Below are 12,210 nucleotides of genomic sequence, written 5' to 3' on the forward strand. Positions count from 1 at the left end.
CTTGCAGGGCACGCGCGGCCGGCCCACGCTCGCGTCATGGCGATGACGCCGGAGCAGAAATACCTGGCCGATCTCGACCACCGGACCGAGCGGGCACGGCGCACCTGGCTCGAGCTTGCGGCGTCGCGTACGCGCCTGCTGTCTTCCGGCTCGCCCGGCGCCGCCCTCGACGTCCTGCTCGAGCTCGAAAGCGTGCAGGATGCCGAGCGGCGCTATCGCAGCCTGCAGGCCGAATGCCGCGAGGCCCACGCCCAGTACGTCAACGTTCCACGGCCCGGGATCAAGTAGCTTTATTTACAGAGGCTTGACGCCTATAGTTCTTCCTCGAGATGAGCGAAGAACCCATGATCGTCGGCCGCGATCTGGTCGAGTTCGACCGTCGCGACGTGCCGATTTGCCAGGAGCGTCCGTCGCTGTGGGCCGAGGCTGGCGTCGACGCGGTGCCCTATGGCGCGCCGCTCGACCGCCTGTTCGGCGCGCCGGGCGAGACTCACATCGCCGCCCATGCCCCGCTGCAGGACATCACGCTGCCGGTCGTCGAAGACCCGGTCGTCGAGCTGGGCACGCTGGCCGATACCCTGGCGCTGGCCGATTCGGCCCTCGGCCTGCTCGACGCGCCACTCTTCCACGATGCTCCTGCCCTCGCGCCTCTGCATGACGCCTGGAGTGGCGACAGCTTTGGTGCCGACTGGACCTTCGATCTGTAGCTCATTCTCCTCCCCAGCTTCGCTGGGGAGGTGTCCGCGTAATCGCGGACGGAGGGGTCATGAGCAACGCGACTGAGGCTCATGACCCCTCCGTCGCGTATGATGCGACACCTCCCCAGCTTCGCTGGGGAGGAGAATGAGAAGAGCGCCACGGAGTGGCGCGCTCCCGGCACATGAGCGCTTCGTCGGCGGAAGATTACTCCAGCTTGAGTGGCGTGCTCCCCGCGACCGCGTCCTAAAACAGCTGCGTCACGCGGATCGTGAACACCGCCGAGAGGTCGGACGACGGCGCCAACGCGGGCTGCAGGTAGAGCTGGATGTCCGGCGTGACCAGCCGAAATTCGAGAACGGGAACTGGCCGACCGTGAGGGCGAGCCAGTTGCCCGGAAAGCTGTGCGTGTAGGTCAGCTGCATGAACTGGTTGTTGGCGGTCGGCTGGTTGTTGATCGGGCTGATGATATTGATGGCGTTGCCGAGCGCCGTGGCATCGGTGGCCGACAGGTAGTTGGCCGACAGGAAGTGAAACTGGAAGGAGCCGGCGCCGACTTGCGGAAGGTTGAACACCGCCCAGTTCACCGCCGGTGTGAACATCGTCTGGAACGACCCGAATCCGCCATTCGGCGTGCCCCACTGGCTGGTCAGCGAGGCTTCCATGGAGAAGGTGATCCCGGTCGCGTCCTCGATCTCCCGCTGCGCCTTGGCATAGCGATTGTGCAGGCGGGTCGATTCGTCGGACAGCGAGAATTCCCGGCGCTTCCTGGCAGCGCGGTTCTTGTCGTGCACCTTGCCGACCAGGTTCTGGCGTTGCGTGGCCGCCTCCTGCGCCTCGGCCGGATCGACGACCGACGCAACCGCCGCAGCCATCACCAGGCCGCACAGGGTCGCCGGCCGCATCGGCTGCTTCAGTCGGCTCGCACGCGCCCTGCCGCGCTCAGGCGGCGTCGCCCAGCTCGAGCTGCACGAGATTGACCCAGTAGGCCGCGCCGGTCGTCAGGATCTCGTCGTTGAAATCGTAGAGCGGCGAGTGGACGTAGTGGCAGCCGCCTTCCTCGGCACCGCCGTTGCCGATCATGATGTAGGCGCCGGGCTTCTTCTCCAGCATGAAGGCGAAATCCTCGGCGCCGGTGATGCGCGGCGTGTTGGGATCGACCCTGTCGCGGCCGACCGTCAGCGCCGCCGCCTCGACCGCAAGCGTGGTCTGCTCGACCGAGTTGATCAGCGGCGGATAGCGCTTGAAGTACTTGTACTCGGCCTCGCAGGCGCAGGCCTGGGCGATGCCGGCGGCGACCTCGCCGAGACGGCGCTCGAGCAGGGCGCGCACCTCGGGCGTGTAGCTGCGCGCCGTGCCGCGCACCAGCACCTCCGAGGGGATGACGTTGGGCGAGCCGAACGTGCCGGCGTGGATGTGGCCGACGCTCAGCACGGCGGGCTGGGTCGGCGGCACGTTGCGGCCGACGATGCCCTGGACGGCGAGGATGAATTGTGCCGCGGGCTGCGTCGGATCGGTGCCCATGTGCGGCATGGCGCCGTGCCCGCCGGTGCCCTTGAAGGTCACCTGCCAGCTGTCGGATGCCGCCAGCATCGGGCCGGCACAGATGGCGAAGTTGCCTTTGCGCAGGCCCGGCATGTTGTGCATGCCGTAGACGGCGTCGCAGTTGAAGACGTCGAACAGCCCTTCCTCGATCATCACCCGCGCGCCGCCCTCGCCCTCCTCGGCCGGCTGGAAGATGAAATGCACGGTGCCGGCGAAATCGGGCGACGCGGCGAGATGCTTGGCCGCGCCCAGCAGCATGGTGGTGTGCCCGTCATGGCCGCAGGCATGCATCTTGTTGGCATGCACCGAGGCGTGGTCGAACTCGTTCTTCTCCTGCAGGTGCAGCGCATCCATATCGGCGCGCAGCCCGATCGTCTTCTGCCCCGGCCGCTTGCCCTTCAGCGTGCCGACGACGCCGGTCTTCGCCAGGCCGCGATGCACCTCGATGCCCCACGAGGCGAGCTTCTCGGCAACGATCTGCGACGTCCGCTGCTCCTCGAAGGCGGTCTCGGGATGACGATGGATATCGCGGCGGATCATCGTCAGGTCGGCATGGTCGGCGGCGAACAGGTCGGGCGTGTAGCGGGTCATGGGATCCTCTGGATAGGCGCGGAGAGTAGCCGCTCGAGCGAGCACCCGTCGAGCGGGCGCCACGATCCCTCCGGCCCCCGACTCACGAGCGCGACGGGCGGCTTCCCTTTCGCGCAGGACGCTCGGAGCCAGCGCAAATTTCAGCATCGATGGCCATAAAATGCCGCATGCCGATGATGAGGCGTGCTCGCTACAAGAGTAGTGTTGGCGACTTCCAGAAAGAAAGTTTCTCGGAAGGGATTCGATCCCTCCTCTCACAGGTCTGAGCGGGTCCAATGACCGAATTTTTCGAAAGCGGCGGCACCGTAACCTTGGATCCCACTATTGGGTGAGCGACCTGCAGCAAGGAAACCTGACCAGAGACACTTTCATCCTGGCCATCATCGATGGTGCCCGAGCATCAACCGGCGGCGCTGCGAATGCTGCTTATCTGATGAACAAGGAACTGGTCGGCGTGCACCTTCCCGACCACCACGCCTGAAGCCTTCAGGTCAGGCTCATCTCTCGATAGTCATTCGCGGCGACCTCGTCGCAACGGGCGCGGTAAGCCGGTGCGCTGCCGCTGTAGCGGGCGATGATCCGGGTCTGCTTGCCTTCGACGTTGCGGTTGATGCCGGTCATCCACGAATCGACCTCGTTGGACAGCAAGCCTTCGCCCAGTCCCTTGACGTGATCGGTCCAGGACTTGACGCCTTCCGGGCGGCATTCGACGCGCGTCAGGCCGTGCTCGCTCATGTAGCGAATGATACCGGTCACCCATTCGACGTTGTATTCGATGCTGCGCGGGATGTTGCCCAGCGCGGTGTGCGGGCCCATCACCATGAACATGTTGGGAAAGCCCTCGACCTGGACGCCGAGGTAGGTCCGCGGCCCTTCCTTCCACCTTTCCTTCAGCGGGAGGCCATCGACGCCGCGGATGTCGATGCGGTCGAAGCTGCCGGTGATGGCGTCGAAGCCGGTGGCGTAGATGATGATGTCGAACTCGTGCTCGGCGTCGCTGGTCGCGAGACCGGCCGGGGTGATGCGCTGGATCGGCGTCTCGCTGATGTCGACCAGCGTCACGTTGGGCTGATTGTAGACCTCGTAGTACCGCGTCTCGAGCGGCACGCGCCGCGTGCCGAAGCCGTGGTTCCTGGGGATCAGCCTGTCGGCGACCCGCTGGTCCTTGACGCGCTGGCGAATCTTGCGCGCCACGAAGTCGCTCAGCAGGGCATTGGCCCTGCGATCGACGAGTATGTCGCGGAAGTTGCCCTGCCAGATGCCGAAGCCCGGCTCGGCGTAAAGCTTCTCCCAGAACGCCTCGCGTTCCTCGTCAGTCACCTCGAACGTGCCGCGCGGGTTGGGCGTGTGCACGAAACAGGCGAAGGTCTCCTGGCAGCGGGCGAAGATCTCGGGATACCGCGCCCGGATCCGCTCCATCTCCTCGGTGCCGATCCTGGCGTTGTGCAGCGGCGCACACCAATTGGGCGTGCGCTGGAAGATGGTGAGCGTGCCCGCGGTCTTGGCCACCTCCTGGATGGTCTGCACGCCCGTCGCGCCGGTGCCGATGACGGCGACGCGCTTGCCCTCGAAGCTGACCGGCTCCTTGGGCCAGCGCGCCGTGTGGAACGACTGGCCCGTGAAGGACTCGACACCGTCGATCCGGGGCATGGTCGGCGCGGAAAGCGGGCCCACGGCGGTGATCAGGAAGCGCGCGCTGTGCCGGCTGCCATCCTCCAGCGTGATCTGCCAGCTGCGCGTCGCTTCGTGATAGTGCGCGGCGGCGACACGGGCGTTGAAGGTGATGTCGCGGCGCAGGTCGAACTTGTCGGCGACGTGGTTCAGGTAGCGCAGCGTCTCGGGCTGGGGCGAGAAATGCTCCGTCCAATGCCACTCGTCGAGCAGCTCCCGCGAGAACGAGTAGCCATAGGACCAGCTTTCCGAATCGAAGCGCGCGCCGGGATAGCGGTTCCAGTACCAGGTGCCGCCGACCCCCGTGCCCGCCTCGAAGACATGCACGTCGAGCCCGAGCCGGCGCAGGCAGTGGAGTTGATAGAGGCCGGAGATGCCGGCGCCGATGACGATGACGTCGTGGTCCGGTTTGGTCAGCGAATGACTCATTCCTTGCCTCTCCTGTCGCGGCGTTTGCCCGGCAACAGCGGCCGGGCCCAGCTGGGTCGGCCGGAGCGCAGCGCATACGCCTCCATCCTGTGCGATCCGTAGTGGTCCAACCATATTAACGGCGCACTGCGGCGATTCGGACCGCTTTTGGATGGGCGGCTCGGCATGCGGACTGCCGCCTGACGCAATTCGGTGAACCGCCCTAGTGCGTGATCTTCTCAAGTTCAAGCACCAAAGACCTCACCCTGAGGAGCGGCCGCAGGCCGCGTCTCGAAGGGTCGGCAACAGGCGTGCTTTGGCCCACCCTTCGAGACGCCACGCTACGCGTGGCTCCTCAGGGTGAGGGCATTCTTCGGTACTTCAACCAGAGATCATCACGACTCTAGCCAGAAGGCGCCGCCAATTCCGTTAGTTCGCTCGCGACTGCTTCCTCGGCGACCCCGAGCCTGCCCAGGACCTGGATCAAGATCGGCCGTTGTCCCTTCAGCACCTTGCGCAGCGCCAGCGGCCAGGCGAACCAGGCCGCGCGGTCGACCTCCGGAAACTCCTGGCGCCGGCCGGATCGCGGCGGCCATTCCAGGGTGAACAGGTTGCTCCTGATCGCGGACGCGTCGAGATCCTGCTCGATCGCCCAGGCGTGGATCAGCTTTCCGCCCGGCTGCTTGATTGGCGCGAGCTCCCTGAACGTCCCGTCGAGACTGAGACCAGTCTCCTCGGTGAACTCGCGTCTCGCTGCCTGCAGCTTTTCCTCGCCCTCGACAAATTCACCTTTCGGGATCGACCACGCCCCGTCGTCCTTCCTGGCCCAGAAAGGCCCGCCCGGATGCACGAGGAAGAGCTCCGGCGCCTCGGAACGCATCCGGTAAGCGACAATTCCCGCACTCTGCTTCTTCGGCATCTCAGCGGCTCTCCGCATCCCGACGGCCCCTCCGGAGACTAGCCCGCGCCGGCCGACCTTGTCATAAGTCCCCGGGGAGTCAGGGATCAGGAGGGACACATGGCAGTGATCGGCAGGATCGCCGCGATCCTGGCCGCTACGACGGCGTTCAGCAGCGTGACCGTCTCGGCGCAGGAACTGAAGATCGGGTTGAAGACCGAGCCGAGCTCGCTCGACCCGCAATACCACGCGCTCAATCCGAATCTGCAGGCCGCCGTCCACGTCTTCGACGCGCTGGTCATGCAGGACGAGAACCTGAAGCCCAGGCCGGGCCTGGCGCTGTCGTGGAAGCCGGTCGGCGACACGACTTGGGAGTTCAAGCTGCGGCCGGGCGTAAAATTCCACGACGGCTCGGACTTCACCGCCGAGGATGTGGTGTTCACGTTCCAGCGCGTGCCGAAGGTCCCCAACAGCCCGGGGCCCTACACGGTCTACACGCGGCAGATGAAGAGCTTCGAGATCGTCGATCCGCTGACGGTGCGCATCCACACCGACGGGCCGGCGCCGCTCATTCCGCTCAACGTCGCGGCGCTGCCGATCCTGTCGCACAAGGCGGCAGCCGGCGCGGCGCCCGAGGGCAAGACCTCGGCCGAGCTCAATGCCGGAAACGGGCTGGTCGGCACCGGGCCGTTCAAGTTCGTCGAATGGCAACGCGGCAGCCGCCTGGTCTACGAGCGCAACGACAATTACTGGGGCGACAAGCCGGCGTGGCAGAAGCTCACCCTGCGGCCGCTCAGCAACAACACCGCGCGCGTTGCGGCATTGCTGTCGGGCGACGTCGACCTGATCGAGGATCCGCCGACGGCCGACCTCGCCAAGCTCAAGACCGATCCCAAGATCACCTTGGCGCAGGCCGTGTCCAACCGCGTGATCTACGTCCATCTCGACCAGCACGGCGATCCGCCGATCGCCATTCCCGACACCAACGGCAAGAACCCGCTGATGGACAAGCGCGTCCGCCAGGCGCTCAGCCTGGCGATCGACCGCAAGGGCATCGTCGACAAGATCATGGAAGGCGTGGCCCTGCCGGCCGGCGATTTCCTGCCCTACCCGATGGGCGGCACGTCCAAGGACACGCCGATCGACAAGTTCGATTCCGTTTCGGCCAAGAAGCTGCTGGCCGAGGCCGGCTATCCCAACGGCTTCACCATCACGCTGGGCGCGCCCAACGGCCGCTACATCAACGACCTCAAGGTGGCGCAGGCGATCGCCGCCATGTGGAGCCGGATCGGCGTCAAGACCGACGTCGACGCGCCGGCGCCACCGGTGTTCTTCAAGAATCGCGACAGCTTCAAGTACAGCGCCTACATGGCGGGCTGGGGCGCCGTCACCGGCGAGGTCGGCAATGCCATGCAGTCGCTGGTCGCCACGCCCGACAAGGCCAAGGGCATGGGCACCACCAACAGCGCGCGCTACTCCAACCCCGAGCTCGACGCCAAGCTCACCGAGGCGCTGCGCACGGTCGACGACGCCAAGCGCGAGGAGCTGCTGCGTCAGGCCAGCAGGATCGTGATCCAGCAGGACCACGGCCTGTTGCCGATTCACTTCGAGGTCTCGGTGTGGGCGATGCGCAAGGGCCTCACCTATGTCGGCCGCGCCGACCAGACGACGCTGGCGGTCAACGTGAAGCCGGTGAAGTAGGGTCAATCCTCCTCCCCAACGAAGTTGGGAAGGTGTCCGCGTCATCGCGGACGGAGGGGTCAAGGGCCACGGTCGCGATGCTCCCGACCCCTCCGTCGTCGTATGACGACGACACCTCCCCAGCTTCGCTGGGGAGGAATCTGAAGGGGGTGCGCATCCATGCTCGTCTACATCATCCGGCGGCTGATGCAGGCCGGGCTCGTCATGGCGGTGATGTCGGTGCTGGTGTTCGCCGGCATCTACCTGATCGGCGACCCGGTGGCGATGATGATCAGCCCCGACGCCAACGAGATGGAGCGCGACGCCGTGCGTGCCAGCCTTGGCCTCGACCAGCCGATCTGGCGCCAGTACCTGGTGTTCGTCGGCGATGCGGTACGCGGCAATTTCGGCAAGAGCTTCCTCGCCGGCCAGTCGGCGATGGGGCTGATCTTCGAGCGCATGCCGGCGACCATGGAGCTCGCCGTGGCCTCGCTAATCCTGTCGCTCGGCATCGGCCTGCCGATGGGAGTCTATGCCGGGCTGCGGCCCAACGCGCCAGGCAGCAAGGCGATCATGACGGGCTCGATCCTGGGCTTCTCGCTGCCCAATTTCTGGGTCGGGCTGATGCTGATCATGCTGTTCGCGGTGATGCTGCCCGACATGATCCCGGGCTGGCCGCGGCTGCCGGCGTCGGGTCGCGGCACCACCGTCGACCTGCTGGGCATCAAGGTGTCGTTCCTGACCGGCGACGGGCTGCTGCACCTGCTGCTGCCGGCGCTCACCCTGTCCTTCTACAAGGGCGCGCTGATCGTGCGCCTGGCACGCGCCACCGCGCGCGAGGTGCTGCCGATGGACTACATCAAGTTCGCGCGCGCCAAGGGTCTGGGCGAGCCTCGCATCGTCGGCGTCCATGTGCTGAAGAACATCATGATCCCGATCGCCACGGTGAGCGGGCTCGAGTTCGGCCAGACCGTGGCCTTCGCCGTGGTGACGGAGACCGTGTTCTCGTGGCCCGGCATGGGCAAGCTCCTGATCGATTCGATCCTGCTGCTCGATCGGCCGGTCGTCGTCGCCTACCTGGTGGTCATCGTGTTCTTCTTCGTGATCCTCAACCTGGTGGTCGATCTCCTCTACTCGGTGCTCGACCCGCGCGTCCGCCTGGAGAGCCGCGCCACATGATCATCGCCCCATGACCATTGCACTCGAACCGGTCGCCGCCGCACGGCCGCAGACGCCGTTCCAGCGCGTCGTCTCGGATTTCTGCGAAAGCCGGCTGGCCGTCTTCGGCCTCGTCCTGGTGGTGCTGTCGGCCTTCGTGGCGATCTTCGCGCCGTGGATCTCGCCGCAGAACCCGTTCGACATCGCCGGCCTCGACCTGCTCGACGCCAAGGTGCCGCCCGGCACCGAGGCAAGCGACGGCAAGATGGTCTACTGGCTCGGCACCGACGGGCAGGCGCGCGACATGCTGTCGGCGATCTTCTACGGCATGCGCATCAGCCTGTCCGTCGGCGTCGTGTCGGTGCTGGCCGCGCTGGCGATCGGCGTCGTGGTCGGCCTGGTCGCGGCCTATGCCGGCGGCAGGACCGACGCGGTGCTGATGCGCATCGTCGACATCATGCTGTCGTTCCCGGCCATCCTGGTGGCGCTGATCCTGCTCAGCGTCATGGGCAAGGGTATCGACAAGGTGCTGATCTCGCTGATCCTGGTGCAATGGGCCTATTTCGCGCGGGCGGCGCGCGGGGCGGCGCTGGTCGAGCGCAACAAGGAGTATGTCGAGGCGGCAACCTGCCTCGCCCTGCCGCCGGGCCGCATCGTGTTCCGCCACATGCTTCCCAACTGCATGCCTTCACTGATCGTCATCGCCACCATCACGCTGGCCCGCGCCATCGCGCTCGAGGCGACGCTCTCCTTCCTGGGCGTCGGCGTGCCGGTGACCCAGCCGTCGCTCGGCATGCTGATCTCCAACGGCTTCGAGTTCCTGCTGTCGGGCCGCTACTGGATCAGCTTCTTCCCGGGCGTCGCGCTCGCCATCGCCATCATCGGCATCAACCTCGCCGGCGACCACCTGCGCGACGTGCTCAATCCGCGGAATCTGCGATGACGAGGCACCCCGTTTCATCTTCTCTCATTTTCCTCCCCAACTCTGTTGGGGAGGTGTCGCCGTCCTCGGCGACGGAGGGGTCATGAGCAGCGGGACTGGGGCCCATGACCCCTCCGCCCCGTATGACGGGGCACCTCCCCAGCGAAGCTGGGGAGGAAAGTGAAAGGCGCGCTCACATGCGAATGCCCTGCCCGATGACGGGGGAGGAACCATGAGTTCCGGCCTCTGCGTCCGCAACCTGCGCACCCACTTCTTCACCAAGGAAGGCGTGGCGCGCGCCGTCGATGGGGTCGATTTCGACGTGGCGCCGGGCGAGATCCTGGGGCTCGTGGGCGAATCGGGCTCGGGCAAGACGGTGACCGGCTTCTCGGTGCTGGGCCTGATCGATCCGCCGGGCCGCATCGTCGAAGGCAGCTCGATCCGCTTCGACGACGAGGAACTCACCTCGGCCAGCCCGCGGCGGCTGCGCGCCATCCGCGGCTCGGAGATCGCCATGATCTTCCAGGACCCGATGATGACCCTCAATCCGGTCCTGCGCATCGACACCCAGATGATCGAGACGGTGCAGGCGCACGTGAAGGTGAGCGACAGCGAGGCGCGGCAGCGCGCCCGCGCCGCCCTGGTGCAGGTCGGCATCCCGTCGCCCGACGAGCGGCTGCGCGCCTATCCGCACCAGTTCTCCGGCGGCATGCGCCAGCGCGTGGCGATCGCCATCGCGCTGCTGCATCGGCCCAAGCTGATCGTCGCCGACGAGCCCACGACCGCGCTCGACGTCACCATCCAGGGCCAGATCCTGTTCGAGATGCAGCGACTGTGCCGCGAAAGCAGCACGGCACTGATCTGGATCACCCACGATCTCGCCGTGGTGGCGGGTCTCGCCGACCGCATCGCCGTGATGTATGCCGGCCGCATCGTCGAGACCGGGCGCACCGCCGACGTCGTCGAGCGGCCGATGCATCCCTACACCAAGGGCCTGATCGGCTCGGTGCCGTCGCAGAACACGCGCGGCCATCGCCTGGCGCAGATCCCCGGCATGACGCCGTCGCTGCTCAAGCTGCCGGCCGGCTGCGCCTTCAAAGCGCGCTGCCCGATCGCCATCGACAAGTGCAACGAGATGCCGGCGCTGGAGCCGCATCGCGGCGACCAGTATGCGCGCTGCTGGCGGGCCGCGGCCTGACGATGACCGACCAACCTATCCTGTCGCTGCGCGGCATCACCAAGCGCTTCGTCCAGCGCGTCGATCTCGCCGGCAAGATCGCCAACACGTTCGGCGCGGGCCTGCGCGAGACGGTCGTGCAGGCCGTGTCCGACATCGACCTCGACATCGCCGAGGGCGAGGTCGTCGGGCTGGTGGGCGAATCGGGCTGCGGCAAGAGCACCCTGGGCCGCATCGTCGCCGGCATCCTGGCGCAGAGCGCCGGCGTCATGGCGTGGCGCGGCAACGACGTCGGCGCGATGGCGGCCGAGCAGCGCCGCGCCTGGCAGCTCGCCGTGCAGATGATCTTCCAGGACCCCTACGCCTCGCTCAATCCGCGGCTGCGCGTGTCGGAGATCGTCGGCGAAGCGCCGCGCGTGCATGGGCTGGTCGGGCGCGCGGGGCAGGCCCAATACGTCGCCGACATCCTGCTGCAGGTCGGGCTCGACGGCGCCTACGCCAATCGCTACCCGCACCAGTTCTCGGGCGGCCAGCGCCAGCGTATCGGCATCGCCCGCGCGCTCGCCGTCAGGCCCGCCTTCATCGTTTGCGACGAGGCGGTGGCGGCGCTCGACGTCTCGATCCAGGCCCAGGTGCTGAACCTGTTCATGGAGCTGCGCGAGCGGCTCGGCCTCACCTATCTCTTCATCTCGCACAATCTCGCCGTCGTCGAGCATCTCTCCGACCGCGTCGCCATCATGTATCTCGGCCGGCTGGTCGAGATCGCGCCGGCCGACGAGCTGTTCCTGCGGCCCAACCATCCCTACACCCAGGCGCTGCTCGCCGAGGTGCCCAAGCTCGAGGCTGCGCGGCGCACCTACAGGCCGATCGCGGGCGAGCTGCCCTCGCCGATCGATCCGCCCTCCGGCTGCGCCTTCCATCCGCGCTGCCCGCACGCGATGCCGCGCTGCAAATCCGAGCGCCCGCCCCTGAAGGAAGTGTCCGCAGGCCACATCAGCGCTTGTCATTTGAACGGCGCGACGTCGGGCTGAGGAACTCCCAGGGAAGTCTCCTCTGTCATCCTGAGTAAGGCACTTGCGAAGCAAGTGCCGTAAGCGAAGGATCTCATCGCCGCTTCCACAAGTGTGCTTCGAGACTTCTGGCGATGAGATCCTTCGCTGCGCTCAGGATGACAAGAAGTGAGGATTACCGACCATCGATTGAACAGATCAAAGGTCCCTCGCTGCGCTCGGGATGACATCACCTTTGGAGATGACTCCCCCGCTGTCATCCCGAGAAAGGCGCTTGCAGAGCAAGCGCCGGAAGCGAGGGACCTTTCCTTTCGATGACAGTCCGACTGCACGATCGCGTCACGAGATCGGCACGATTGGGACAAGGCCGTGCCTTCAGGACGTATGATGGTCCAGTTGCACTTTGCGAGGCTTGCTCGCGACGGTATGTTGCCGTGCTGCATGCACTCGATGG

The 12,210-nt window shown here is 66.4% G+C and carries 12 protein-coding genes; 8 read left to right on the top strand and 4 right to left on the bottom strand.

What is annotated here, in order from left to right; genetic code table 11:
- Positions 1-36: 36 nt before the first annotated feature.
- Positions 37-288, top strand: a complete 252-nt coding sequence (locus ACILR9_RS12885; RefSeq protein ID WP_395710332.1) for a hypothetical protein — start codon at positions 37-39, stop codon at positions 286-288.
- 41 nt (positions 289-329) lie between these two features.
- Positions 330-707, top strand: coding sequence for a hypothetical protein (locus ACILR9_RS12890; protein ID WP_395710333.1), 378 nt, complete (start codon positions 330-332; stop codon positions 705-707).
- Positions 708-956: 249 nt separating this feature from the next.
- Here the strand turns inward: ACILR9_RS12890 and ACILR9_RS12895 are convergent, their stop codons facing one another.
- Both ACILR9_RS12895 and ACILR9_RS12900 read right to left on the bottom strand, forming a co-directional pair.
- A complete protein-coding gene (locus ACILR9_RS12895) occupies positions 957-1,601 on the bottom strand; it encodes a hypothetical protein (RefSeq protein ID WP_395710334.1) in 645 nt (214 codons plus the stop codon).
- Positions 1,602-1,638: 37 nt separating this feature from the next.
- Positions 1,639-2,832: a M20 aminoacylase family protein gene (locus tag ACILR9_RS12900; RefSeq protein WP_395710335.1), complete on the bottom strand. Its 1,194-nt coding sequence runs from the start codon at positions 2,830-2,832 to the stop codon at positions 1,639-1,641.
- A 328-nt stretch (positions 2,833-3,160) separates the two neighbouring features.
- Here ACILR9_RS12900 and ACILR9_RS12905 point away from each other — a divergent pair, with 328 nt between their 5' ends.
- Positions 3,161-3,313: a hypothetical protein gene (locus ACILR9_RS12905; protein ID WP_395710336.1), complete on the top strand. Its 153-nt coding sequence runs from the start codon at positions 3,161-3,163 to the stop codon at positions 3,311-3,313.
- A gap of 5 nt (positions 3,314-3,318) precedes the next feature.
- Here the strand turns inward: ACILR9_RS12905 and ACILR9_RS12910 are convergent, their stop codons facing one another.
- The gene (locus tag ACILR9_RS12910; RefSeq protein WP_395710337.1) at positions 3,319-4,932 is read right to left on the bottom strand and encodes a flavin-containing monooxygenase; all 1,614 of its coding nucleotides are present in this window, start codon (positions 4,930-4,932) and stop codon (positions 3,319-3,321) included.
- Positions 4,933-5,314: 382 nt separating this feature from the next.
- Positions 5,315-5,929: an NUDIX domain-containing protein gene (locus ACILR9_RS12915; protein ID WP_395710338.1), complete on the bottom strand. Its 615-nt coding sequence runs from the start codon at positions 5,927-5,929 to the stop codon at positions 5,315-5,317.
- On the opposite strand from ACILR9_RS12915, the gene ACILR9_RS12920 reads away from it, so the two are divergent.
- The 5 genes from ACILR9_RS12920 to ACILR9_RS12940 all read left to right on the top strand — a co-directional run bounded on the left by ACILR9_RS12920 (position 5,930) and on the right by ACILR9_RS12940 (position 11,777).
- On the top strand, positions 5,930-7,510 hold the full coding sequence (locus tag ACILR9_RS12920; protein WP_395710339.1) for an ABC transporter substrate-binding protein: 1,581 nt from the start codon (positions 5,930-5,932) through the stop codon (positions 7,508-7,510).
- Between the two features lie 159 nt (positions 7,511-7,669).
- Complete coding sequence (locus ACILR9_RS12925) at positions 7,670-8,668, top strand: ABC transporter permease (protein ID WP_395710340.1); 999 nt, start codon at positions 7,670-7,672, stop codon at positions 8,666-8,668.
- A 10-nt stretch (positions 8,669-8,678) separates the two neighbouring features.
- A complete protein-coding gene (locus tag ACILR9_RS12930) occupies positions 8,679-9,590 on the top strand; it encodes an ABC transporter permease (RefSeq protein ID WP_395710341.1) in 912 nt (303 codons plus the stop codon).
- A gap of 211 nt (positions 9,591-9,801) precedes the next feature.
- Positions 9,802-10,767 carry an ABC transporter ATP-binding protein gene (locus ACILR9_RS12935; protein ID WP_395710342.1) on the top strand — a complete coding sequence of 322 codons (966 nt, stop codon included), beginning with the start codon at positions 9,802-9,804 and terminating at the stop codon, positions 10,765-10,767.
- The gene (locus tag ACILR9_RS12940; protein WP_395710365.1) at positions 10,764-11,777 is read left to right on the top strand and encodes an ABC transporter ATP-binding protein; all 1,014 of its coding nucleotides are present in this window, start codon (positions 10,764-10,766) and stop codon (positions 11,775-11,777) included. The genes ACILR9_RS12935 and ACILR9_RS12940 overlap by 4 nt, the downstream gene beginning before the upstream one ends.
- The last annotated feature ends 433 nt before the right edge of the window (positions 11,778-12,210 follow it).

The organism is Reyranella sp., from assembly GCF_044224635.1.
Lineage (GTDB): Bacteria > Pseudomonadota > Alphaproteobacteria > Reyranellales > Reyranellaceae > Reyranella.